Source organism: Rothia endophytica (genome assembly GCF_039543885.1).
GTDB classification, from domain to species: domain Bacteria; phylum Actinomycetota; class Actinomycetes; order Actinomycetales; family Micrococcaceae; genus Rothia; species Rothia endophytica.
In genome coordinates, this window is the sequence record NZ_BAABKP010000001.1 from 239743 (window position 1) to 265021 (window position 25279).

Annotated in this window: 22 protein-coding genes and 1 tRNA gene; 14 read left to right on the plus strand and 9 right to left on the minus strand. The window is 52.8% G+C overall.

Annotated features, from left to right (window positions below; all coding sequences use genetic code 11):
* Entirely contained in the window at positions 1-1335 is a 1335-nt protein-coding gene (locus ABD982_RS01070) for an FUSC family protein (RefSeq protein ID WP_345443636.1), read from the minus strand.
* Positions 1336-1645: 310 nt separating this feature from the next.
* Between ABD982_RS01070 and pstS the strand changes: the two genes are divergently transcribed.
* The 4 genes from pstS to pstB all read left to right on the plus strand — a co-directional run bounded on the left by pstS (position 1646) and on the right by pstB (position 5735).
* Positions 1646-2758 (plus strand): phosphate ABC transporter substrate-binding protein PstS, encoded by a 1113-nt coding sequence (gene pstS, locus ABD982_RS01075; RefSeq protein WP_345443639.1) that lies wholly within the window; start codon positions 1646-1648, stop codon positions 2756-2758.
* 89 nt (positions 2759-2847) lie between these two features.
* Positions 2848-3816: a phosphate ABC transporter permease subunit PstC gene (pstC, locus tag ABD982_RS01080; RefSeq protein ID WP_425569996.1), complete on the plus strand. Its 969-nt coding sequence runs from the start codon at positions 2848-2850 to the stop codon at positions 3814-3816.
* Positions 3816-4916 carry a phosphate ABC transporter permease PstA gene (gene pstA, locus ABD982_RS01085; protein ID WP_345443642.1) on the plus strand — a complete coding sequence of 367 codons (1101 nt, stop codon included), beginning with the start codon at positions 3816-3818 and terminating at the stop codon, positions 4914-4916. Before pstC ends, pstA begins: the two co-directional genes overlap by 1 nt.
* 39 nt (positions 4917-4955) lie before the next feature.
* Positions 4956-5735 (plus strand): phosphate ABC transporter ATP-binding protein PstB, encoded by a 780-nt coding sequence (gene pstB / locus ABD982_RS01090; protein ID WP_345443645.1) that lies wholly within the window; start codon positions 4956-4958, stop codon positions 5733-5735.
* A gap of 209 nt (positions 5736-5944) precedes the next feature.
* Here pstB and ABD982_RS01095 read toward each other — a convergent pair whose 3' ends face one another.
* From ABD982_RS01095 to ABD982_RS01105, 3 genes are all read right to left on the minus strand, one after another.
* A complete protein-coding gene (locus ABD982_RS01095; protein ID WP_345443648.1) occupies positions 5945-6961 on the minus strand; it encodes an inorganic phosphate transporter in 1017 nt (338 codons plus the stop codon).
* A 1-nt stretch (position 6962) separates the two neighbouring features.
* A complete protein-coding gene (locus ABD982_RS01100; RefSeq protein ID WP_251379475.1) occupies positions 6963-7580 on the minus strand; it encodes a DUF47 domain-containing protein in 618 nt (205 codons plus the stop codon).
* A 327-nt stretch (positions 7581-7907) separates the two neighbouring features.
* Positions 7908-8615 (minus strand): hypothetical protein, encoded by a 708-nt coding sequence (locus ABD982_RS01105; RefSeq protein WP_345443652.1) that lies wholly within the window; start codon positions 8613-8615, stop codon positions 7908-7910.
* 114 nt (positions 8616-8729) lie between these two features.
* Between ABD982_RS01105 and ABD982_RS01110 the strand changes: the two genes are divergently transcribed.
* Both ABD982_RS01110 and ABD982_RS01115 read left to right on the plus strand, forming a co-directional pair.
* Positions 8730-8802: transfer RNA gene (locus ABD982_RS01110), tRNA-Lys, on the plus strand.
* A gap of 264 nt (positions 8803-9066) precedes the next feature.
* Entirely contained in the window at positions 9067-9624 is a 558-nt protein-coding gene (locus ABD982_RS01115) for a hypothetical protein (RefSeq protein WP_251379469.1), read from the plus strand.
* A 10-nt stretch (positions 9625-9634) separates the two neighbouring features.
* On the opposite strand, the gene ABD982_RS01120 is transcribed toward ABD982_RS01115, so the two are convergent.
* Positions 9635-10486, minus strand: coding sequence for a sulfurtransferase (locus ABD982_RS01120; RefSeq protein ID WP_251379467.1), 852 nt, complete (start codon positions 10484-10486; stop codon positions 9635-9637).
* 227 nt (positions 10487-10713) lie between these two features.
* Here ABD982_RS01120 and ABD982_RS01125 point away from each other — a divergent pair, with 227 nt between their 5' ends.
* The 8 genes from ABD982_RS01125 to wecB all read left to right on the plus strand — a co-directional run bounded on the left by ABD982_RS01125 (position 10714) and on the right by wecB (position 18983).
* Entirely contained in the window at positions 10714-11256 is a 543-nt protein-coding gene (locus ABD982_RS01125) for an NAD(P)H-dependent oxidoreductase (protein ID WP_345443658.1), read from the plus strand.
* A 54-nt stretch (positions 11257-11310) separates the two neighbouring features.
* Positions 11311-11817, plus strand: a complete 507-nt coding sequence (locus ABD982_RS01130) for an asparaginase domain-containing protein (RefSeq protein ID WP_345443661.1) — start codon at positions 11311-11313, stop codon at positions 11815-11817.
* 87 nt (positions 11818-11904) lie between these two features.
* Complete coding sequence (locus tag ABD982_RS01135; RefSeq protein WP_345443664.1) at positions 11905-12567, plus strand: hypothetical protein; 663 nt, start codon at positions 11905-11907, stop codon at positions 12565-12567.
* Between the two features lie 178 nt (positions 12568-12745).
* Entirely contained in the window at positions 12746-14014 is a 1269-nt protein-coding gene (locus ABD982_RS01140) for a glycosyltransferase family 4 protein (protein WP_345443667.1), read from the plus strand.
* Positions 14007-15788 (plus strand): glycosyltransferase family 4 protein, encoded by a 1782-nt coding sequence (locus ABD982_RS01145; RefSeq protein WP_345443670.1) that lies wholly within the window; start codon positions 14007-14009, stop codon positions 15786-15788. Before ABD982_RS01140 ends, ABD982_RS01145 begins: the two co-directional genes overlap by 8 nt.
* Positions 15781-16686 carry an ABC transporter permease gene (locus ABD982_RS01150; RefSeq protein ID WP_345443673.1) on the plus strand — a complete coding sequence of 302 codons (906 nt, stop codon included), beginning with the start codon at positions 15781-15783 and terminating at the stop codon, positions 16684-16686. The genes ABD982_RS01145 and ABD982_RS01150 overlap by 8 nt, the downstream gene beginning before the upstream one ends.
* Positions 16673-17536, plus strand: coding sequence for an ABC transporter ATP-binding protein (locus ABD982_RS01155; RefSeq protein WP_345443676.1), 864 nt, complete (start codon positions 16673-16675; stop codon positions 17534-17536). Before ABD982_RS01150 ends, ABD982_RS01155 begins: the two co-directional genes overlap by 14 nt.
* A 304-nt stretch (positions 17537-17840) precedes the next feature.
* Positions 17841-18983, plus strand: a complete 1143-nt coding sequence (wecB, locus tag ABD982_RS01160) for a non-hydrolyzing UDP-N-acetylglucosamine 2-epimerase (RefSeq protein WP_345443679.1) — start codon at positions 17841-17843, stop codon at positions 18981-18983.
* A gap of 330 nt (positions 18984-19313) precedes the next feature.
* Here wecB and ABD982_RS01165 read toward each other — a convergent pair whose 3' ends face one another.
* From ABD982_RS01165 to wecC, 4 genes are read right to left on the minus strand one after another with little or no spacing between them, the layout of a single operon-like run.
* A complete protein-coding gene (locus ABD982_RS01165; RefSeq protein WP_345443682.1) occupies positions 19314-20060 on the minus strand; it encodes a DUF6270 domain-containing protein in 747 nt (248 codons plus the stop codon).
* A gap of 6 nt (positions 20061-20066) precedes the next feature.
* Positions 20067-21560, minus strand: coding sequence for a hypothetical protein (locus ABD982_RS01170; RefSeq protein WP_345443685.1), 1494 nt, complete (start codon positions 21558-21560; stop codon positions 20067-20069).
* 23 nt (positions 21561-21583) lie between these two features.
* Complete coding sequence (locus ABD982_RS01175; protein ID WP_345443688.1) at positions 21584-23875, minus strand: glycosyltransferase family protein; 2292 nt, start codon at positions 23873-23875, stop codon at positions 21584-21586.
* A gap of 1 nt (position 23876) precedes the next feature.
* Positions 23877-25130 (minus strand): UDP-N-acetyl-D-mannosamine dehydrogenase, encoded by a 1254-nt coding sequence (gene wecC / locus ABD982_RS01180; RefSeq protein WP_345443691.1) that lies wholly within the window; start codon positions 25128-25130, stop codon positions 23877-23879.
* Between the last annotated feature and the right edge of the window lie 149 nt (positions 25131-25279).

The window sequence follows — 25279 nt, forward strand, 5'->3', positions numbered from 1 at the left end:
CTACCTTTTTTTGGAGCTGAACTCCTCTTCGATGATGGTCAGCTGGGCGGTGTTGAGCTGTCGCTGTTTCTCTACCCGCTCGGCATAAGCAGCCCTACTGGTAGCTGTGGGAGCTTCGCTCATCTGTTGTTGGGGCAGTTTTGAGGTTGCTGTGCTTTTATCTTTAGCGCGCAAAACGGCAGTCAGTTGACGGGTATCAGCCCGGTGCTTATCTGACTGATCAGGCTGCTGGGTGGGGATAGCGCTAGTCTTGGGGGCATGCTCGGTAATGGAGTCGTCCAGCGGCACCAGCATAGAGGCCGCCTCGTCGTGGGTCAGCCCCGAAGCTTCAAGTAAGTCAACCACCAGGGGGCGGAGCATCAGCACCAGCGCCTCAGCTTCAAGGGAGCGAACCCCCATGATGTGGGGCTCCAGGCGGCTTGCGAGCAGGGACAGCTCGCGGCGTGCTTCTGCGCGGCTGGCTCGGCGCACATCGGCTTCGGGCTGAGACATTCCCCGCCCCAGAGCGTCAATAGCGGTGCTCACGGTACGCAGGGCATCGGCCAAGGACTGGGCAGCTTCAGAGGAGATGTGTACGTTGTTGATGGTGGACGCCATGCGCCGGTTGAGCACGCGGGTATTGCGGATCGCGTAGTCAATCTTGGTGAGGGTCTGCTGGTAGCGGTCAAGCTCCTGCATGTGGTTACGCCCCGTCCACGCAAGTTTTGCCATACCCTTTGAGGTGATGATGTCCCGCTCGCAGACGTTGTAGAGGGGTTGTAAGCGGCGGGCGCTAGAGAGCGCGTGCCAGGCTTCCGTGCCGTCATAATGTTCCATGGCAAGGGCGGCATCGCTAAAGACCTTAGCGAAAGATTCCATGAGGGTGCTGGCGTTCTCTCGCGGTGTGCGTCGGGGGTCCTTGGGGAAGAGGAACATGAGCAAGAAAGCAAAGAGGCCGCCGATGATACCGTCCAGACTGCGTGAGAAGACACCATCTGTATTGGGTGGTAGTAGAACCACCAGAGCCGATTGCAGGCCCATTTGGATGGTGAAAAGAATGCCGTTATCGAGGAAGCGTGCCAGCATGATGGAGAGGAACATCACCACTCCGGCTTGCCAAATACCGCGTCCCAGAGCCAGCATCATGAGGTCGCCCATGAGGATGCCCAGGGTCACGCCTAGAGAAACTTCGAGGATGCGGCGGGCATGGGTTGCGCCGGTGATGTAGCCCAGGGAGACGATAGCTGCGGTGGCAGCGAAGATGGGTTCTGTGTGCCCCAGTACCTTCTCGGCAAAGAGGTAGGCGCCGATGCCAGAGACGACGATTTGCAAGGACTGGAAGAAACCGTCCTGCATACGCCTGACACCTTCGTGTACGCGTGTGCGTGCACCGGTTTGTATTTTCTTCACGTTCTGCCCATAACCCATATCTACCAGTTTAGCCGGGTTAGGTAAGTGAGGCCGGCCGGGAGGGGCAGCTTCCTTATGATTGGGCTGCTGGTGGATTTCTCTTATCAATAAGCCGTCAAGTGTTCACCGCTCGTTCACTTGTTTCTAGCCCTTTTAATACCTAGGTTCTCTAGAGTCAGATGCGTTAGACCACGGTTTCCTGCACCGTCCACCACCTCTCCGGTGGGCATACAGGACCTATGAAAAGGACATACATTTGAAGGCTAAGTCATTTACCCGTTTGGGTGCTCTCACATTTGTTGGCGCACTGGCGCTGACTGCTTGCGGTTCAGATAACGCAACCGGCACCGCAGATGGTGGCTCCAACAGTGGTTCTGGCGACTCATCCTTGCCCTCCACCCCGCTGACCGGCGTTGGCGCCTCCTCGCAGCAGGCAGCGATCACCGCTTGGGAATCAGGGTTCTCAGATCTCGGTGGCCAGGTTCAGTACTCACCCGATGGCTCCGGCGCTGGCCGTGAAGCTTTGCTGGCTGGTGGCGCTCAGTTCGCTGGTTCAGACCGTGCGCTTAAGACTGAAGAGTGGGAGCAGTCCAAGGAGGTCTGTGGCCCCGAAGGCGCAATCAACATCCCCGTTTACATTTCCCCGGTAGCCGTTGCCTTCAACCTGCCCGGCATTGATTCACTCAACCTGGATGCTGAGACCATCGCCAAGATTTTCAAGGGTGACATCACCACCTGGAACGATGAAGCTATTGCCTCTCAGAACGATGGCGTGGACCTGCCTGACACCAAGATCACCGTGGTTCACCGTTCAGATGACTCGGGTACTACCGAGAACTTCACCGAATACCTCGAGGCTGCCTCCAACGGCGCTTGGGATGTCGAAGCAGATGGAAACTGGCCTTCACAGTACGCCGGTGAATCCAACAAGGGCACCAGCGGCGTTGTCTCCACCACCTCATCCACCGAGGGCGCTATCACTTATGCAGACGCCTCAGCTATCGGCGACCTGGGCAAGGTCAGCGTCAAGGTAGGCGATGACTACGTTGAGCTTTCAGCAGATGCAGCAGCTAAGGCCGTTGAGCTTTCAGAGCGCACCGGTGGTATGAACGAGAACGACATGGCGATCACGGTCAACCGCACCCCCGAGGACTCCAGCGCCTACCCCGTTGTTCTGGTTTCCTACCACATCGTGTGCTCCGGCTACTCAAGCCAGGACAACGTTGATTTGGTGAAGGCCTACGAAAGCTACGTCGTCAGCAGCGAAGGTCAGCAGGCAGCCGCAGACGCTGCCGGTTCAGCTCCCCTGACCGATACCTTGAGCTCAGATGCCAAGACCGCTATCGACGCCATTGAAGTAACCCAGTAAGAGATCCTGACGCAAGGAAGCGGTGCGGCCGGCACATTGGGCCGGTCGCACCTTCTCTTGCCTAACGTTCAAAGGCAGAAATACTCACCATGTCAATCTCAGCAGACGCGCTTAAGCCTTCCGGCAATAAGCGCACTCAGACAAAAGACCTACCGGATGTTGGTAATCCGGCAGCCGACAAAATTTTTTCCGGCATCTCCCTGGCCGCGGGCATCCTTATCCTGGTGGTGCTCGCTGCCGTAGCTATCTTCCTGGTAGCTCAGGCCCTACCGGTTTTCACAGCAGATTCAGAAGACCTGACCTCCGGTAGCTTTTTCAAATACATCCTGCCGCTAACTATCGGCACCCTGATTGCCTCAACGATAGCCCTTCTCCTGGCAACCCCCATCGGCATTGGTGTGGCACTTTTTATCTCTCACTATGCCCCTGCCCGGCTCTCCAAAGGTATCGGTTACGTCATTGACCTGCTGGCAGCCATCCCCTCCGTCATCTTTGGTGCCTGGGGTGCCTCCGTCCTGGCCCCTAAAATTGTGCCCTTCTATGACTGGCTTGCCACCTACCTAGGCTTCCTGCCCATCTTTGAAGGCCCCGCCTCACAGACCGGCAAGACCATTCTCACCGCCGGCATTGTTCTCGGCATTATGATCCTGCCCATCATCACCTCCATGTGCCGCGAAATTTTCATTCAGACTCCTAAGCTGCAAGAAGAAGCAGCTCTAGGTTTGGGTGCCACCCGTTGGGAAATGATCCGTATGACGGTCTTCCCCTTCGCCCGCGGCGGCATTATCTCAGCCGTGATGCTGGCTCTGGGCCGTGCGCTAGGCGAGACCATGGCGGTGACTCTGGTGCTGGCATCAGGCCCTCTGACCGCTTCACTGATTACTAGCGGTAACCAAACCTTTGCTTCTGAAATTGCTCTCAACTTCCCCGAAGCTTACGGTCTGCGTATGAGCGAGCTTATCGCCGCTGGCCTGGTTCTCTTCGTGATTACCCTCATCGTCAACGTGATAGCCCGCCTTATCGTGTCTCGTTACAAAGAATTCTCAGGAGCCAACTAATGACCGCTACTCCTGCTCACACTTCACGCCTGACCAGCGGGCAAGCACCTAAGTGGCTTCCCCTGGCGATTCTCGCGGTATCACTGATACTGGGAGCGGCTGCCTCCGCTCTTATAGGGTTCTCGATTGCCACCTTCGCCCTCTTCTCCGGCCTCATCTTCATTGTTGCCGGCCCCCTGATTGTTGGTGCTATTGAGGGCCGACGCAAGGGTGCGGATGCCCTAGCCCGTTACATGGTGTACGGAACTTTCCTGATCGCCCTTATCCCCCTGGTATCGGTGCTTTACACAGTGCTAGCTCGCGGTGTGCCCGGTCTTTCGGGTGACTTCCTGATGAACAGCATGAAGGGCGTCACCGGCGTCCACGATAATGCCGCAGCCAGCGGCGAAGGCAACGTGCTCGGCGGTATCTATCACGCAATCATCGGCACCCTGGAAATCACCCTGCTGGCAACCCTTATCTCGGTGCCCATTGGCCTGCTGACCGCCATCTACTTAGTGGAATATGGCGAGGGCAAATGGCTAGCGAAAGCGATTACCTTCTTTGTGGACGTCATGACCGGTATTCCCTCCATCGTGGCGGGTCTATTCGCAGCCTCCTTCTTCGCCCTAGTCACGGGTAACCCCATGAACCGTATGGGCCTAGTCGCCGCAGTGGCTCTGTCTGTGCTCATGATTCCCACTGTGGTCCGTAACGCAGAAGAAATGCTGCGCATCGTACCCAACGAGCTTCGCGAAGCGTCCTACGCCCTGGGCGTGCGCAAGTGGCGCACCATCACCAAGGTCGTTATCCCCACCGCCATCTCGGGTATCGCATCAGGTGTCACCCTAGCCATCGCACGCGTCATCGGTGAAACTGCCCCCATTCTGGTGACTGCAGGCTTCGTTACCTCCATCAACTGGAACGCGTTTAGCGGCTGGATGGCAACCCTGCCCACCTACATCTACTACCAGATTATGACGCCCACCAGCCCCACCGCTGCCGCCGTCTCTGAGACCCGCGCCTGGGCTGCCGCTCTTATCCTGATTCTGATCGTGATGGTGCTCAACCTCATTGCCCGCGCTATCGCCAAGATCTTCGCCCCAAAAACCGGCCGCTAACAGCGCCGCCCACAGACTTTTTAGACAAGGAAACCAACAGTGTCAAAGCGTATCGACGTCGAAAACCTCAACGTATACTACGGCGACTTCCTGGCCGTGGAAGATGTAAACATGGCTATTGAGCCCCGCTCGGTCACCGCCTTCATCGGCCCCTCCGGTTGCGGCAAATCTACCTTCCTGCGCACCCTTAACCGCATGCACGAGGTTATCTCTGGTGCCCGCGTAGAAGGCAAGGTGCTGCTGGACGGCGACGACCTCTACGGCAAGGGCGTAGACCCGGTAGTGGTGCGCTCGCAGATCGGTATGGTCTTCCAGCGTCCCAATCCCTTCCCCACCATGTCCATCCGTGAAAACGTACTGGCGGGCGTGAAGCTGAACAACCGCAAAATCTCAAAGACTGATGCTGACGAACTGGTGGAAAACTCCCTGCGTGGGGCTAATCTCTGGAACGAAGTTAAGGACCGCCTGGATAAGCCAGGCTCAGGTCTTTCCGGTGGTCAGCAGCAGCGCCTGTGCATCGCCCGTTCCATTGCGGTGAAGCCCGACGTGATTCTTATGGACGAGCCCTGCTCGGCTCTTGACCCCATCTCAACCCTGGCGGTCGAAGATCTCATCAATGAGCTCAAAGAGGAATACACTGTGGTGATCGTGACCCACAATATGCAGCAGGCTGCTCGCGTCTCTGACAAGACCGCCTTCTTCAACATTGCTGGTACCGGTAAGCCCGGCAAGCTTATTGAATATGCTCCCACCCAGGAGATTTTTAATAACCCCAGTGAGAAGTCCACCGAGGACTACGTCTCAGGCCGCTTCGGCTAAGAGTCAGCTCACCCCCCATAGTTTCCCCACCCTGAAAAGTACAGGCGTAGGGGCAGCAGGCACGCCGCTCGCTACCTTGCTTTCTCAAGCTGAGATGAGAAAAGTACGGTAAGCGGGCGGTGCCTTTTGTGTGAGCGGGCACTCTCTTAAACCCTGCCGTGGCAAATTCCCTTGGCTGGCGCAGAGCGTCCAGCCAAGGAGTCAGTGGGCTAGGCAGAGAGCAGGGGCGAGAACGCCAAAAAGAGGATGGCTGAGATAGCAAAACTCGCCGGTATGGTGATGACCCAAGTGAGGATAATGCGTAGCACGATTTTGTGCCGCACCGAGGCAAAGCGCTGGTTGACGCCAGAACCTAGAGCCGCTGAAGCGGTGAGGTGAGAGGACGAAACGGGAGTGCCTAAGAGGAACTGCAGGAGCACCAAGGCTAGGGCTGCGGAGCTTTGTGCAACCGCTCCGCGAAAGGGATCTATGCGCACCATTTGGTGGGCGAAGGTGTAGCCGATGCGGGAGCTGCCACATGCCGTGCCTAGTCCTAAAATCAGTGCGAGAAAGATAGTTGCAATTATCTGCGTTGATCCCTGCATGCTGTACTCGGCACTTAGCAACATAACAGCAAAAATGATGACTGCACGCTGACCTGTCTGGATGCCGTGCACCAGGGAAATCAGGGAGTTGGACAGCGAGAGAACGTTGCGGGATGCCTGGTTGACTGTGGAGGGGTAAACGCGGTGTATCAAGCCGAAGAAGGGGAAGACGGCCGCCCAGGAAAACACAAAAAGAAGGAGGGGCGCGATCACCAGGGGGATGACCGCAAAAAGGACAAGTGGTTCGTTGAAGGGGTTGAACTTGCCCAGCCCTACTGCCTGCGCGGCCCAGGCCCCTCCAGCTAGACCGCCGAGCAGGGCATGGGTTGAGGAAGAAGGCATACGATACCACCAGGTCAGCATGCCCCAGATACAGACGGTCAGCAGGCTGACGAGCGCCATACTGAGACCGATATTGTTATGGGGCACGGTGAGCCAACGAGTAGTCACCGGCATCAAAAGGGTGCCTGCAATGAGGAAACCCATAAAATTGAAAAAGGCGCTAGAGCGCAGAGCGATGCGGGGGGTGAGGGCTCTGGTTTTAACCGGGATAGCCGTCCCGTTCGGTGCGTCATGAAACCCGGTGATAAAGGTGAAACCTACGAGGGCAAGGCAGCAAAGGGCAAAGAGGGTTGCGGTCACGCTAGAATTCCTGCACGATGATACGCCCAATTTCTGTGGCAACGGATTTCATTGCCTCGGAGGCTTCAACCAGTTTATGAATAAAGACGGTGGTCTGTAAGTAGCGGGTGTGCTTATAGCGCCCCAGGGCGTCGGCGTCGTACTCCTCTGCGATGCGCACCGCCTGCTTGTTGAGCCGCAGTAGGTTAATCCAATAGTCATCGAAACTCTGTAGCTCGCTTAGACGCGGGATGATGGCGCTGGTGAGTATCGCCTGACGCTGAATAAGGTCAAGTAAGGTGGCGGCCTTGGGCGAGAAACGGACGATGGTGTAAAGGTGCATGATGTTAGCTGCCGAGGCTAACTTCTCAACGGCGGTGTTCAGCTCAACAGCGAGGGTATAGATATCTTCGCGGGGAATGGGGGTAGAGAAGGAGCTGCGCACTGCGGTCATGGTGGTGAAGAGTGTGTCTACGGTTGTTGACTCATGATTGAGCATGCGTTCTAGGAGCTCTGGGTAACGTTCCTCTGGGGAACCAACCATTTCAGAGAGAATAGCTGCTGATTCTGCCACCTGATCTGCTAGACCTGCAAGCGCTTTAAGAGAGCTGTTTTCTTGGGGAAACATGCGCTGAAGCATGGGCTGCCAGTCTCCTGTGTGTTAACGATGGTTGGTGAATTCTCTAACATGGTACAGCCGCAAAGTTAACGAATGGTTCGGTGGGTGCCCTGGCACTTCAGGGTACAAAAAACCGGGCTCCCACTCAGTGCTGATATTTGAGCTGGAAACCCGGATATTTGATGAAGTTTAGCGATGCCAGGCTGGGAGCGCCTCTCGGCGACAGGCCGCTCGAAGCGGCTAAATATTTGGAGCCCGGGGCTACCTATTATCAGCCTGGCATCTGTTACTAATCTTTCTCTTCTTCGTCTGGTCTGTCAACTTTTAGTGAAAAGTTTTTCTCGGTCTCTAGTCAAGGGTACTGGCTCGCCACTTAGCGGCAGAAGTTTCTAGCTCTATGGCTGTATTCAACAGTTTCTTCGCTCCTGCTCTTAGCCGGGTGGCACGAGTGGCAGCCTCAGAGCGAACCTCTTCGGAGGGATTGAACCGGTGGAGGGTTTCGTCTCGGGCATCCGCCTGCATCTTAAGCTGTCCGTGGCGTAGACCCAGTGCAACATCGTCCTGTCCCAGGGAGAGTACTCGGCAGAAGGCCGCGAACCGTTCGAGCGCTATATCGAACTCGCCGGTGAAGGCCCCGGCGAGAATAGTATCCACGGTGGTGCAGATTTCTTCTGCGTTAGGTGGTGAGGGGACGCCGGCGAGCACGTAGGCTGCGTAGTTGGAGTGCATACCCCGCTGGTAGTAGTGGCTGATGAGTGCGGGGTTCTTTCTGATGACGCCGCGCAGCGCGTAAATACGCCAGAGGGAGCCAGGCAGGGTGATAGGTGCTGCTTGTGCCCAAAGCTGCGCAACCGCTTCGAGGCCGAACTCGTCAGTGAAGCGCACCAGGCGTTTAGTGACAGAAGGGTCTGTGCTGGCGCGTCCGCGGTCAAGAATGAGCCGCGCAGAGGTGTGCGCGGCGCGCGTTGTTTCCTCGGGGCTGGTGCCACCGGGGTAATAGTCGAATTGGTCGGGGGAGAACTTCACCGGCCGGTGATACCTTGCCTGAGATGCCATAGCGTTTAGTTTAGCTTGACTGCGATATCGGCGCGGAGGGAGAGGGGGTAGCCTTTTTTGTGCCCAGCAGGGGTTGGGTGTATAGTGGTTTCTGCTGAGTTTTGCTCAGTGGATGCGCCTTTAGCTCAGTTGGTAGAGCATCGGACTTTTAATCCGTGGGTCGTGGGTTCGAGCCCCACAGGGCGCACAGTAAAAGCTCCTCACTTGGTAAAACAGGTGAGGGGCTTTTTTGGTGGGAAAATCTCTACGTGAGAAGTTGCATGGGGTCCGTGCCTTAAATAGTTCTTTACATGCGTTCAATAAAGCTAATGATGAGAAATGAGATCAGGATACGTGTGATAGCGAGGAGGAAAACTGCGCTACTGGTCTGTTACCTCCCGGGGTAGATGTAGTAGAATTTGATTCTAAAAAGATAGTCATATCGATCATTCACTCACTCGCAGAGGATATTATGTCGCAACAATCCCGCCGTAGCATCGTTAAAGGGGCGGCTTGGGCCGCTCCCGCCGTCCTAGCAACAGCCACTATACCCGCCTACGCCGCCTCCATGCCCGCCCTGGATGGTTGGGTGCTAAATACAACTAATTGCTCTCGGTATGGTGGAATGACCTACACCATCAATGGTCAGGGTGCTTACCCCCAACGCGGGCTATGGGTTTCAAACGCCCCAGCTTCAGCACAAATCGGCGCAACCAAAGTAACCCAGTATATTTCCAACGCCGCTGGCCAACCCCAGTTTCAAAAAGGCGGGACCGCGAATGAATGGTCAAACCTCGTCTATGACCCCGCTGCCCCCGCCAAAACCGGCTACCGTGCCTACACCACTACGTTTAATGGAACGTGGAAATACAACGCCACCAATAAGCTGTGGTTCCCCAGCACCCTGCCTTACTTCACAACAACTGTGGGCAAATGTATCACGGCCCTGCAGGTCATTACAGCGCGTTCTGTCACCGTTAACGGCACGGTCTATTCCTTTGAACGTGCGGGTACTCTACAGCCAGCATAACTGTGTCTATCTAGCGCTTTTGCTCGACCGGGCGGACGCCTGCCGGGTCAGTTGCGCCCCACTCCGCCCAGGAGCCGTCATAAACAGCGATTTCAGTGTAACCAGAGACATAGGCCGCAAGTGCCCCAATGCAGGCAGTAACACCTGAACCGCAGCTAAAGACCAGGGTCTGTCTGCCTCCGGCAGCGGCGTCCACTGCCTGACGCAGCTGCTCTGGGGCAACAAATGCACCCTGATCATCCAGTAGAGATGTGAAAGGCAGATTAACCGAACCGGGGATGTGCCCTGCCCGCAAACCCTCCCTGGGTTCGGGCTCAACCCCTGCAAAGCGGCCAGTGCTGCGCACATCAATCACCTGCGCGCTCTCGTGCTGGGCGAGGGCTTTGGTGGTCAGGGCGTCCACAAACAGTTCCCGATCCTCAGCCACAAAAGAGCCGGTGGTAAAAGGCCCACGGTTAAGCGGGAGCTCGTTGAAGCCAGCTTCGAGCCAAGCCGGTAGCCCGCCGTCCAGAATTGCCACATTATCGTGGCCCATCGCCACGAACATGAACCAGCCGCGTGCCGCAGAAAAGAGCCCCTGCCGGTCGTAAATTACGATGGCTGAGTCTCGATTCACTCCCAGTGCACGTACCCGCTGTTCAAAGACGTCCGCCGATAGCATGGTGTGCACCCCTTCATCTGCGCTCAGAGGCCCGTCAATATCAAAGCGGCGAGCGCCGGGAACACCCGTGGTAGCGCCAGAGAACTCGCCCACAGAAGCGTCCAAAATAATCAGGTTGGGCGCCGCAAGGTGAGCGGCTAGCCACTGTGCCCCCACGATGGGGAAGCGAAGGGTAAGTGCTTCTAGCGAGGTGGTCATCATGCTACTTTCTCTCGGGTACGTGCCTCCATGCTACCTCCCTGACCGCGAGCCTCGCAGTTCACCTGTGAGGCTACGCTTTGCCAGGTGAAAAAGTTTGAGCTGGTTGAAGTGGATGTTGCTGACCCGAGACTGATGACTCCCACGCAAAAGCTCAAGCGGGCACTCTTTGCACAGCGATGGTCTAGCGCGGTTGAGCGCATGTACCGCTAGAGCCGCATAATAGAACCATGACAACTCTTAACATTGTGGTGGTAACAGCCGGGGCGGCACGACACTCCGCCTCGGCATTACTCGCTGAGAAGCTACAGCAGAGCGTGAAGGATGCGCTACCGGCGGGAACCTCCATCAAATACTCCACCCATCACCTGGGGCAGTACACCCATGACATCGCTGACTACCTGGAAGGGGACGCCCCCGGCACCCTGGTAGCCCTCTTTGAGCAGTTGCGCGCAGCTGACGCGATTATCACCGTAACCCCCATTTTTAAAGCGAGCTATTCCGGGCTCTTCAAGCTCTTCTGGGATCTAGTGGAACCAGATGACATCAGGGGAAAACCCCTGCTCATGGCTGCTACGGGTGGCAGCCACCGCCACATGCTCGCCTTGGACTACGCCCTGCGTCCGCTCTTCAGCTACCTGGGCGCAGATACCTGTGCTACCGGGGTCTACACCACCCCCGGCACCTTGGATGAGGCGCGAACGCTAGACCGCATCCGCCGGGCAGCCGGTGAGCTAGCCCAAAAATCAGCTAGAGCCCTACCTCACTCCTAACGCCCTAGAATAAAATCCCAGCGCTAAAAAATCTGAGAACAAAAGAGGATTATTATGACCATCAACAATGCCTCCACCGTTACCTTGTTGACCACCGGGGGAACCTTCGACAAGGTCTACTCCGTTGCCGGCGAGCTAGAAATTGGTGAGCCTGCCGCCCCGGAGTTGCTCAGCTTTGTGCGTACCGATACCACATTTGAAATCCAGAGCGTCCTGAAACTCGATAGCCTAGATATGACCGATGCTGACCGGGCAGAACTGGTCAAGGCACTGGACGCCGTGCACAACGACCGTATTATCATTACCCACGGCACCGACACCATGCCTGAAACAGCACGTTACCTTCAAGCCCACGCAGCGCTGGGGCAAAAGGTCGTGGTGCTCACCGGCGCCATGCAGCCTGCCGCGATGCGCGCCTCGGATGCGTCCTTCAACCTGGGGGCGGCGGTGACTGCCCTCAACCTTCTAGAACCAGGCGTGTATATCTCTATGAGCGGGCGAATCTTCCCTGCCTCAGACGTTAAAAAAGATCGCTCTCGCGGCATTTTTGAAGCGAACTAAGGTAAGAGGCAAGGTGCAAATATCTTCTCTCCTGCTAGATTAAAAGGAACATGTCCCACTCCACCAGCTGATCGAGGAAGCAAAGATATGAGCGAGAACAATTACGGCACCTACCCCAACCAGCAGCAACCGCCCAGCTACTCGTCCACTCACAGCGGGGGTGTCTACGAGAACTACGCACAGGTCTATGGCCAGGGGCTCCCTCAGCACATGGAAAAGCCGGCTGTCCCCGGCACCATTAAAATGGCAGCGAACAGCATTTACGCCATTGTGCTGCTCAATATTGTGAGCACCGTGCTGGGCCTTGTGTATTGGAAAGAGCTTCTGCAGTCCTCGATGGACGGCGTGATGGGCATGTTCGGCAGTGTTATCCCTGAAGAAGATAGAGCCACCTTGGAAGCGGAACTGGCTAACGCACCGACGGAGCTCAGCACCTTTGAACTGGTCACCTCCCTCGGTAGCACCGTACTGTTCTCCGCTGCTCTGATCATCCTGGCAATCTTCCTGGTGAAGGGCCATAACTGGGCACGTATCGTTCTGACCGTTTACGCGGCTTTCAAGGTACTGGGTCTGCTCGGCATCTTCTCCTTCTTCCTCTTCTTCCACTGGACCATGCTGGTGGGCCTACTCGCATCAGTCGTCGCGATTGCTCCTCTCGTGTTGATGTGGCTACGTCCCAGTAATGCCTACATTCGTCAGATGCAGGTCTACGGTCAGTGGCTTAAGCAACGCGCTTACATGGGCTCCTAGCTGGTCTATTTTTAGAAGATACCCCCTGGGTCCACCGGCTGTTATTCAAGCCTCTAGGTGACCCGGGGGTATTTGCGTTAAAAGGTGAGAGTCGCAATGTTAGGTGACAAGGGGGTGGGCTAGTAGGCTTAAGCAGGGGCGACTAAGCAAAACAGCCCACACCTCAGCACACTGCACCATGAAAATACTCCTTCTTACACACTATTATGAACCCGAAATAGGGGCACCTCAGCGCCGCTGGTCCGCTTTTATAGAGCATTGGACATCCGCCGGCCATGAGGTGCGCGTGGTGTGCCCTCCTCCGCATTACCCAGACAGGCAAGCTGCCGCCCAGTGGCGCGGCCAGTACAGTTTTTTCAAACCCGCCCCCGGCGCTCTAGGAGAGACCGTGGTGCGCACCCCCTACCTGGTACATGGTTTTTCGGGGACTGTGCGGTTACTTGATCAGCTAGTAGTTGCTACCTGTTCCTTGGTGTGGACGCTGTCAGCCGCAGCTGGCGGGTGGCGCCCGGACGTCATTGTGGCAACAGTGCCGGGTTTGCCGTCCTTACTGGCTGGCAGCGCTGCTAGCAGGGTTATCGACCGCCCATTAATAGCGGAGTTTAGAGATGCCTGGCCCGATGTAGTGACCGGTGACATGAGCACCCAGGTAGCGCGCCAGTCTTTGCCCCGGCACCTGCTAAAAGCCGCAGTTTTTAGAAGCGTCACCGCACTGCAGAAACAGGCTGCTACCTGCATTACTACCACCGAAGGCTTTGCCACCACCTTGAGAGAGCGGGGCATCAAGCACGTTGAAGTGATCTCTAACGGCGCTGAAACAGCGAGCTTTATGGAGCTTGAGCACACTGACCGCGGCGATGGCATCTTGCGGGTTCAGTACCTGGGCACCGTGGGGCGCAGCCAGGGTCTGAGCGTACTGCTTGACGCTCTTGAGGTGCTGTACCAGCGTGGATATAGAGAACAGGTGAAGCTTCGCATAGTAGGCAGCGGAGCAGACCTGCCGGTACTTCAAGCGGAGGCTGCCCGCCGCTCACTGGACGTTGATTTTCAGCCCCCGGTATCTCGTGCTGACTTACAGAAAACCTATCAGTGGGCCGATGTCGAAATTGTCTCGCTAAAAGACACTAAACCTTTTCGGCACACCGTACCCTCCAAAATCTTTGAGTTGCTTTCTACCCAACGCAGAATCATCGGTCTAGTGGCCGGTGAAGCAGCCGACATCTTGAATGACTCGGGGGTTAGCACTTTGGTGCCCCCAGAAGATTGGGGTGCATTGGCTGATACTTTAGAAAATCTGATTCACAATAGGGACGAGTTAGTTGTGGATACGACAGGTCGTTCCTTACTCCATGAAAAATACAATTACACTGCACTTTCACGCCGCTACCTTGCCAAGCTGGAGCGCGCAGTAGACCGTTGGCGGCAGGGGAGGGGCAAGTATGGCTGAGATACAGAAAAAAGTGGGGCGGGCAGCAGGTCTTGCTCGTAACCTTGTGTTGGTAGCCCAGGTTGCGGCTCGTCACACTATTGATGACCCTGCCCTTCTTGCTCTACAGGTCACCCGTAAACTACCGCACCGGGCAGGCATAATGGCTGGCCGGGTGCTCAGCCGGCTACCCGGCGCCGGAACCAGGGCGCTTGGGCAACAGATTATGGGCGCGGCGCAACTACCAGAAACTGCCGTGCGCCTGCTGGCAGAACCGGACCAGAATTTTCTTGGCTCCCTCCAACGTCGTATAGCCGCTGAGGTGGCAGTGGGCTACGGCCTCATTGATCACCAGGATGTATCTCTACCCGCCACCGTGCGTGCACGCGCCGCCTGGGATGCCGGGGCAGTCAGCCAGGCGATAGCCACCGCGCAACAGAGCCCCGGCGCTAGGGCCTACGCTCGTCGTTTATGCGGTGAAGCCACTGCCCTTAACCGCACCTTCTCTCTCACTTCACCAGCACCGAAAGTGCCCTCACCGGCGTCCAACACAGGCGAGTTAGCGGTATTGCATTTGCTGACTAACTCACTGCCCGCCACCCAGTCAGGGTACACACTGCGCTCGCACCGATTACTGGATGCGCTGGTAGATGCCGGGGTGAAGATTACTGCGGTCACCAGGTTGGGGTACCCGGTGATGGTGGGTGGTCTGCTGGCAGAGGGAGCAACCCAGGTAGATAAGATTATCTACCGCCGCCTTTTGCCCTGGCGCTTGGGAGCCACTTTGCCCCAGCGCTTGCAGCAGAGCGTTGCCGCAATTCTTAGAGAGGTTGAGGGGCAGCAGATTGACCTGGTGCACACCACCACTAACTACCAGAACGCCCTAGTGGCGCAGGCAGTGGCACGTAGCCTAGGGGTGCCCTGGGTGTACGAGGTGCGCGGGGTAATGGAAGAAACCTGGGTTTCGGGCAAGAAAACTGAAGCCGCCCGCCAGCAGGCAGAAGCCAGTGAGCGCTTCTCGCTCCTGAGGGCCAGAGAAACACAGTTTTGCATGGAAGCCGATGCCGTGGTGACCCTGTCTCAGACCATGAAAGATCTTTTGGTTGAACGCGGTGTGCCGGCAGAAAAGATTGCGCTGGCTCCTAATGCGGTATCTGAACAGCTCTTTGAGCAGAACCTCACTTCGCAGCAGGCACGTCAGCAGCTGGGGCTGGACGCCAAAGGGCAGTGGGTAGGTAGCGTCACGTCTGTGGTGCCCTATGAGGGGCTTGATACCCTGCTGCGTGCTGTTGCTCTGTTGCGGGCAGCCGGGGCGGACGTCCGAGTGCTCATCGCGGGGGATGGCACGGCTAGAGCCTCCCTAGAGCATCTGGCTGCGGAGCTCAACCTGGGTAAAGCAGCGGTCTTTACCGGTAAGTTGGCACCGGATGATGCCCTCCTTGCCCATCAGAGCTTGGATGTTTTTGCTGTTCCGCGCACGAATGACCGGGTGTGCCGTTCGGTCACCCCTCTTAAACCTATCGAAGCGATGGCGGTGGGGCGCCCTGTGGTGATGAGCGATATCCCACCCCTAGCTGAGTTAGTCCATAACGCTGTGGCACCGGGGGCAGGTAAACTATTTGAAACTGGAAACCCCGAAGATATGGCGCGGGCTCTCACTGAATTTCTGACTGATCCAGAGGCTTGTGCTGAGACGGTGGAACGGGGCCGCCGTTTTGCCCGCACCCGCCTGTGGTCACACAACGCCGAAACTCTCTTAGCCCTGTACCGAAAGACCCTGAGCAACTATGGCTGAAAAAATTTATTATGCCCGTGAAGGGGTCAGCGGCGAGCTCACTGACGTGGTGCCCCACGTGCATTCGGGGCGCCTTGCACCGGTGGGGGTGCGCGTGGGTGCGTGGCGTTACCTCAAAAACGTGTGGGACCGCCGCCAGTACATCTGGTTTGATTCACATACCAAAGTACGCACCCAGAACAGCAACCACCGACTAGGATCTCTCTGGCTCTTGGCTAAGCCGGTTCTTGATATTGCTTTCTACGGCGTTTTGTTTGGGCTGGTGCTGCAAGTATCTCGGGGCATGGATAACTTTCTTGCCTATCTGATCATCGGTATTTTGATGTTCCAGTATATGTCTGGGGTTCTCAACGGCGCGGCTTCGGTCATGATCCAGGGTAAGCCTATGATGCGAGCCTTCTCTTTCCCGCGCATGGCGCTGCCGATTTCGATGATGGTGCGGCAAACTATGCAGATGGGCGCTATTGTGGCCGTCATGCTAGTAGGTATAGCTGTATTACCGCCGCACGTGCTCCCCACCGTCTCCTGGCTGGCTTTTGTGCCAGTTTTCGCTTTGAATGCCCTGTTCTTAACGGGCTTGGCGCTGGTGATTGCTCGGTATGCGTACGTAGTGCCTGATATTCAGCAGCTCTTGAGCTTTGTGACCCGTGTTCTGCTCTATGCTTCTGGGGTTATCTTTCCTATTGAGCGTTTTGTTGAGCATCCGCTGGTCACCCAGATTATTCAGGCTAACCCTTTCTACATTTTTATTGACCTCTACCGTGAGGTGCTCATGAGGGGCAGTTTTGGCAACCTTGAAACTTGGCTAACTGCTGCCGCTTGGGCTGTGGGAGCGGCTGTAGTGGGTTTCTTCATTTTCTGGCGTGCTGAGGAGGTCTTTGGCCGTGAGCTCAACTAAGCGAACGATTATTCCGCGGGTGGCACCAGGTAACCCCCGTATTGACTCGCTCAGCCAGCAACCTAACATTTTGGTTAACCAGGTGTCGGTGGACTACCCCGTTTACACTCAGCGTGGTGTGAGGGGGCGACGCGTGCGCAAGATAGTTCATGCGGTTCAGCCCCTTTCTTTCACTGCCCATGAGGGCGAATTCATTGGTCTAGTGGGGCGCAACGGTTCGGGGAAGAGCTCCCTGTTGCGCGTGATTGCCGGCCTGGAATCGTCCACTACCGGTACGGTCTACGCGTCTGCGCGGCCTTCGCTGGTGGGTGTGGGCGCAGCTCTTAACCAGGAGCTGACTGGCCGCCAGAATATTGCTCTGGGTTGCCTGGCTATGGGGCTGAAAAAGCACCAGTTAGCTGAGGCTGAACATAAGGTCATTGAACTTGCGGGTATCGGTGAGGCGATTGACCGCCCCATGCGTACCTACTCCTCTGGTATGGGAGCCCGCCTGCGGTTTGCTATCTCGCTGGCCGCTAAGCCCCGCATCATGCTGATTGATGAGGCGCTTTCAACCGGCGATGCTGCCTATGCTGAGCGTTCTGCCCAGGCGATGCAGGAGGTGCTGGATGATGCTGGCACGGTGTTCCTGGTAAGCCACGCTGCGCAGACCATTGAGGATCTCTGCAACCGAGCTATCTGGCTGGACTTTGGTGAGTTTGTCATGGATGGGGACGCCCGCGAAGTAGCCCGCAAATACCGCTGGTTTGCCCACAACCTAGCCCAGGGCGATGAGGCTAAAGCTGCCCAGCTACTGGCTGACGCGAAAGCGTTGGGAGCGCAGGGCTACGTACAGGACAGTGGGGCGTGAAATCTGAGACCCAGCAGAAAAGTTCCTCTAGGCTACTGCTTGGTGCGGAACTTATCTTTACACTTCATTACAGGTCAGCAATCTATAAAAAGTATAAAGAGGTAAATTTATAACTGCCCCTCCGTTGCCCCTGTTTAAACTCCCTATATCCCCCTAACAGATGTAAACAAATCAACAGACTTGGGTCATTAAAATGTGCTACGGGTATCTCTGCCAGATGCAACAGCTTCTTGCCGAATACCTGCCCTTATTTGAGACGCTCGTTTGGCCGCATCAGCACACCTAGAAAGAAATATCGCAAGACATGCTAAAAATTATGACTGTCTATGGCACACGTCCGGAAGCTATCAAGGTAGCTCCGATTATTAAGGCTCTAGAAGAGTCAGATAATTTTGAGTCTATCCCTGTTGTAACTGGTCAGCATCGCGAGATGCTTGATTCTGTGAATAGACTCTTCAGTATCGAGCCTGTGCGCGATCTGAATATCATGAGCGCAAAGCAGGGGCTGAATGGAATCGTTGCCAAGGTTATTAATGGTCTTGACGAGATCTACGCTGAACTTGAACCAGATGCTGTCATTGTTCAGGGCGATACTTCAACGGTTATGGGTGCTGCTATTGCTGCTTTTAACCGTCAAATTCCTGTCGTGCATGTCGAAGCCGGGTTGCGGTCGGGTGATATTAATTCGCCCTTTCCTGAAGAAGCTAATCGCAAGCTGACCTCGCAAATTTCTAAGCTTCATTTGGCTCCGACCTCAACCTCTAAAGCAAATCTCTTGCGCGAGGCTCTACCCGAAAAAGAGATTGTAGTCACCGGCAACACAGTGATTGATGCCTTACTTGAGGTGGTTGAGAAGCCTGTAGAGTTCACCGACCAGACTGTAGCTGAGCTCGTTGCCCAGAAAGACGATGCCCCGATTGTTTTGGTGACTACGCATAGGCGTGAAAACCTGGGGGAGTCAATGCAGAATATTGGCCGTGCTGTAGCGACTTTGGCAGGTAAGTACCCCGGTTACCGTTTCTTGCTCCCTGCTCATAGGAACCCGTTGGTGCGTGAGAATGTTCTCCCTCATCTTGAGGGATTGCAGAATGTTTTCGTTACTGAGCCCCTTGCTTATGCGGAGTTCGCGCATATCATTGCAGCGTCTCGTATTGTGCTCACTGACTCAGGCGGGGTACAAGAAGAGGCTCCAAGCCTGGGTAAGCCGGTGCTTGTGATGCGTGAGAATACTGAACGCCCCGAAGCTGTGGATGCAGGTACTGTCCGACTTGTAGGCACTGACTATGATCGCATTGTTGAGGAAGTATCTGCCCTGATTGATGACGAGAAGCACTTTGCCTCAATGGCGAACGCTGTGAATCCTTACGGTGATGGTCGTGCAACAGAACGAACCCTGGCAGCCCTTGAAAAGATGTTTGGGCTGGGGGAGCGTTTGGCTGATTTTTAATATGGTTAATTGCGGTTTGATTGGTTTGATTAGAAATGAATATAGCGATAAATGAGTATACGTAGAGGCTGATTAATGATTTAAGAAAATTATGAATGAATGGCGCAACCACCACAACCTGGCCGTTTCGCCTGGTCCGCTTCACTCATAAGTTGATTCAGGCCAATCCCCAAGCTGTCTTAGCCATATTATGCGCTCCTCTTCACCCTATTGATTAGTCATCCTAGTGGAACTTTTGAATAAAATTCCAAGTATTTAGGCAAAGGATTTCAGACTTATTTTGATGTGTAAATTTTCTTTAAAATCTGATCTCATGAGTGCCTAAGGTTTTTACATCTCTAGTTTTATCTGGTTAGAAATCCAATGGTAGAAAGGATCTGCGTAATGAAATCCAGCGACTCCCCAAAGATGATTTTTATCGCTTAATGTAACTTCAGCAGGTGGATTTAGAGTACGTAGTTTATTATCCTCAATAAAATCGTAGTAGGGAGCGAACTGCTGGTTCCTTTTAGACGGAGAAGGGAGACCCACCGGCTGTATAATTTCATCGCCTTGAATAGTCTTCGTTGCAAATTTGTTTATGATGAAAAATGTATTCTCGAGTAAATCTAGTTCTTCGAGTAGATTGATAAAAAGGAGAAATGAATTTTTCCAATGGAGGAGATGATCTGCGGTGGAAAATTTCAAAATATTTATGTTTGGTATATAGTCAGACCAGCCAGATTTTTTGAATTCATCCGATACGGTGTACCACCCAGCTCCAGAATGTTTAACATCAAACCTTTCATCCATGATATCCACAAGCAAGACTTTGATATTTTTATGGTTGTTTATTAATATGTTTGGCAAATTTGACTGTATGTCAGTGTCTATCATACGTTGCTGAAATTTTGATTCAAGTTTTGAAGGAAACTCAGGTAAAGAAGTAGGAGGGGAGAAGGAGGAGATTAGGGATTGCCGTGCAACATAATTTCCTATAGAAATTGATTCTTTTAAATCAGTTATTCGACCAACATCTCGAGAAACACAAGACCCTATGAACATCATTGTAGAGTCAAGCTTAGGTGTAAGCGACATTATTACCTAGTTTTGCCAAAAAGGACTAGCAATTCGTTGGCTAGCGAGAGAATATAGTTTTTTAAATTTTCGTGATTCAAAAGGCTGACTCAACATTGCATTGAGGAATTTCCTTGAGTTCATAGGTATCGCCGGCATTGTAGTGAGATCAAGTTCTGAGTACCACAAGCTGGCCCACTTTCCTAATCTATGTTCCCAATAAAAAAGATCATACAAATCATAACCTTTACCTTCTGCTTTATCAAATTCAACATAATCGATATATGCAGCAAAATTTTCAAGCAGTTCGGGATTATCCTGAAATTTAGAATGGGTGTACTTTTTAGATAGAGAAATTGGCGAAAGTGGGTTACCGCTTCTGTCTTGGTAAAAGGCATTACCGATTTCACCACCAACTGAAAGAAAAAATTGTGAGTTAAAAGGTAGGGACTCGTAAAAGGACATCGCCTGTGATGGGAAGCGTGCAAAATTCCTAAATGTTTTGTTATATAACTTAGCTGCCTCGCTGTTACCGTCATCTAGTTGATTAATATCTAATATTGCATGCGGCAAACGCGCTAAAAGAGCCCTTTTGTTTGCTTTTTTAAGATCTAGCAGGGTGGATGGAGTGTTTTTATCAAAAAAATGGTAGGTAAGAGCCGTTGTATTTTCTTCTTGAAATCTTTTTAAGCCTGCAGCGAGCACTAGCCCAGAATCTTGCCCAGCAGTCAATCCTAAAATAGGTAACTTTGGAAGGGAGAGCCAGAGGTTGATTTGCCTTGTAAGCTCAGTGACCATCAGTTCGTATGCATCATCAAGAGACAATGAAGGGCAGTCGTTGCGCGGAAAAATCCGAGAATGTTCAACAACGCCCTCTTTAACGGTTAGCATGCAGTTAGGGAATAGCTGCTGAACATTATCATGAGGGGTAAGAATTCCTGGGACAGCTCTACCCTGAGGGCTAATGTAGTCTGGATGTCCTAATACTTTTCTAATTGCATTAGATGATAGACCTCCAACAGTATCACTTATTAGTGCATCATGAGAACTAATTACAATCTGGTTTGAGGAAGTTTTATACCAGAATACACTTATCGTTCCCATAGGATCGCCGATAATATTCAAGGTCTGTTCTTTATATATTAGAGCGACGAACCTTCCCGAAACATTTTCTAGATAATCTAATGATGCTTCAAGACCTCGGTCGCGATAAGTAGTAGCAATTCTGTTCGCGGTTGCAAAAGAGTCTTCACTCTTTGAGGAAATCCCAAAAGCAATGCCCAGAACAACGACCTCTTCGCCAGACTCGGTAAATGACTTTCTAGCTGGTAAATCTGGGGAGAAGTATATTATCCTATCTCCTAGAGTCATTGTATTCCAAGAGGAAACCTCCACAGGTGGTGTAGACAATGAATCTAAAATTAGAAATCCACGGGAGAAAAAATTTAAATACTTTTCAGTTTCCGAAGCTGGTTGCAGAATTTGATTTAATTTATGGGGGTTATCATTAGGTATTTTCATGAAAATCTATAAATTCTTTCGGTTTAAATTAAAATTTGAGTAGGGTCTGAGCCGACAAACTTCATTTGACCCGTTGCAAAAAGTTTCGCATCATCGACCGTCCAAGTATGGGTTGTCTTATCGGACCTGCGCATTACCATTAAGTTGAAACGGTCAGCCGAATAGATCTTTTCCCCAGAACGTTTTACCTGCTCCAAGAACGAGGAATCTTCTGAGCGTTCCAGCTCAGGGAACCGGAAGCGTTTAAAAGTATTTTTCCAGCCGCAGAAGGTAGCTCCACGTACAAAGTCTGTATACCGGTTCTCGTGGCCAGAGTATGTCAGGATAGTGCTGTTCATTTCTTCAAAATAGATATACGAAGCTGCTTTACCCGCTAAGGCGGCACCGCTGAATTTTAGTGCGTTCTCAAGGTCAAGGGCGTAATTTGCACCGTAAAAATCATCATCATCCATACGAAATAAAACATCGCCATTGCATGCATCAGTTAATTGATTAAGGTTTGCTCCTAGAGTTTGAGAAGCTGGAGCAGATAGCAACGTCAGGTTTGAAATTTTATATTTTTTTGAAAGTGATTCAATCTGTAGGTCTGTGGGTTCAAAACCGTGCGTCAAAATAACCAATTCTTTATTTTCGACTACCTGACGCTCAAAATTCTGGAAGATAACTTCCAGGTTCGAAGGACGATTGGTTGTAATAAAGAAGCTTCGCTTCATTTGAGGAACATTCACGTTTATGCCTAATTGTTGCATAACCTGAACTGCTCTTTGGGTGTAGGTGTGGTGTTGAAAAACATGTCGCTGTGCTACATGCACACGGCGTTCACGATATTCGTCTGACCTTAGAAGAGCACGAATTTTATGGTAGGCATCGTCCTCCCCCGAGACCTCCGTTAGCATCTGATCGGGGAAAAAGTTCCTAATAGCGCTGGTGCTTCCAGTCACGACAGCTGCACCACAGGCAGTTGCTTCAAAAATTCTGCGTGCACACATCGTGTTTGAATCCACAACAGAATTTACATTAATGACAGCTTTGTAGGCATGGTAGGCCGTTAGCATTTGAGGGTAAGGGAGGGTTCCTCTTACCTTTTTAATATATTCATCGGGGAATCGATATTTTGAATCTTCCCCTGAGTTGCGAGAGTAAATATCAAGATCAAACTTCACTGCGGCAGGAAGGATCATATCAAGTTGATCACGCCGTTCTGGGTACTTGTCTCGAAAATACATACCCCCAAAAACAATATCGCGGTCTCGGTTAACCATCCCGATACGGGCTGGATTATGAATCTTAGGTTGAGCAGCAAATGGTAGGACATCTATATTGTTATGCCCCAACCGTTTCTTGTACTCATGCACCAGATTTCCATCGGTAGTGAATACATAGTCAAATAGTCGCGCAGTAGGAAGAAATTCCTCAAAATGCGGGGGATCTTCTTTATTCCAGAAGACCGTTGGAATACCCTTAGTTTTGCAATACTCCACCATTTCAACGACTGCAGGGCGTGGAGCTGTCTGCCCTACCAGATGGTACCGCCACGCCCCTGCATTCGCTTCCCACGCGCTCTCTACAAAAAGGAAGTCAGGTTGGAATTCATCAGTAATTGATTTCCAGTTGTCAGGTGTAGGTTCAACCGTTGTCCATTCGTAAGCAAACGCGCGGGCTGTGAACTCATCTGCTACAACCATTACTTTTACGTCACTGAATACAGGCTCTGCCGAGGTAGGTTCAACACCTGGAAAGGAAAATTGTATTTGCGGTCGCTGCTTTCCAGCACTTTGAGAGACTGCTGTTGTAATTGCATGAGATGAAGCTGTTGTCGTTGCATGAGATGAAGGGGAAGAAGTAGCCCTAGCCAGATTATTAACAGTTGATTGAATATCTCTGATAATGGGAGCTGAACGTCCTGTTGAACCAGCTACGTTACCAACAACGATACCGTTCTTTAAGATTCGACGGTCAATTCTTTGTGACAGGGATAAGTTTTTTTCTAATACAGATTCAATACTTTTGATTGAATTGACCGTTGCAGAGGTATTACGTTGTACGGTAGCTGTATCATTCTTAATTTCTTTTATTTTTTTCAGAGATTCATTAGTGCTCGTCTGACCAGCTCGCGCAGCAGTACTAGCAGCGTAAAGTATCTGTCGGTCTACTATACGGTATATTGTAAGCGTAACCCAGGCAAAACCTATGAGAACAGAGAGAAGTGCTATTGGGAGATTATCTAATATTAAACAAATAACAAAAATTACTGATGTAACTGTAATAGGAATTGTTATATGTTTAATAAAATTCTTTGTAGAAGCCGAGCGCATGTTAACCCCAAATCCCCTTAGTATCTACAACCTGTTTTCCCGCTAGCGCTGTAGCGGGCACCGCTTTGAAATCTTCGTGATCCACCAATAGGACCACTACATCTGCGCGCTCAATAGCGCTTTCATAAGTGTCAAACTCAAGATTTCCGATACCCTCAAGTTTTGCCGGTAACGCAGAAACATTAGGTTCAACCGCAAGTACAGTCGCCCCAGGGAGCTCCTGGGCGAGACGTTGCGTGATATCCATAGCAGGTGACTCTCTAAGGTCATCAATATTAGGCTTGAAAGCCAAACCAAGAGCTGCTACTACAGGCTGAGGGGCCGAACCTGCAGCGTCACGCACCTTATTAATTACCCATTCAGGCTTACCATCGTTGACCTCCCGTGCGGTACGAATCAAATTTGAGTTCTCACGGTCAGCCGACACAATAAACCAAGGGTCTACTGCGATGCAGTGCCCACCCACACCAGGACCAGGCTGCAAAATATTCACGCGCGGATGATGATTAGCTAGGCGGATAAGCTCCCAAACATCAATGCCGAGCCTATCGGCAATCAGAGATAGCTCATTAGCGAAGGCAATGTTCACATCGCGGAAGGAGTTCTCGGTCAGCTTCGCCATCTCAGCTGTGACATCATCAGTGGGCAACAGCTCTCCGGTGCAGAAGCTACTATAAACCTCGGTCGCGATTTCGGTGGCCCGAGGAGTCTGGCCGCCAATAATGCGGTCGTTAGTAATTAGCTCCTCCATTGCATAGCCCGGCAAGATGCGCTCGGGGCAGTGCGCGAAGTATAGAACCGGCTTGTTCTCGGGGTTCTCAGCGCCATCAGCAACAAGGTCAGGGCGCAAAGTCAGGATGTGCTGCGCCATCTTCTCCGTGGTCTTTGGGGGAGAAGTGGATTCAAGAATAACAAGTTCGCCGCCCACCAGCTGGGGTGCAATGGTCTCGGCAGCTGCCATGATGTAGGACAGGTCGCCCTCGTAGTCATCTTTGAAGGGCGTGGGCACGGCAAGAATATATACGTCAGCATGTACCATCTCGGTGGTTGCCTTTAAGTTACCCGAATTAATGGCCTTTTGAAGTTGCTCTTCGAGCCCGGGCTCAACGATAGTGACCTCGCCGCGATTGATGCGCTCAACGTTGGCTGCGTTAATGTCGACGCCAGTAACTTGGAGGCCGTGATTAGCCATAACAACAGCAGTGGGTAGACCGATATAACCGAGGCCTATGAAGGCAATAGTGGGGGAGGGCATGCGTTTCCTTAGCTTCTGTGTGTAGCAGTGCGGGGTTCTCTAGTTCACGATAATTCTATATGACGTAAATGAAGATAGAGACTATAGATGGCCTAACTCTCATCATAAAAAGTGTGAGGTTGAGCTGGTTATAAATACACAAAGATGCT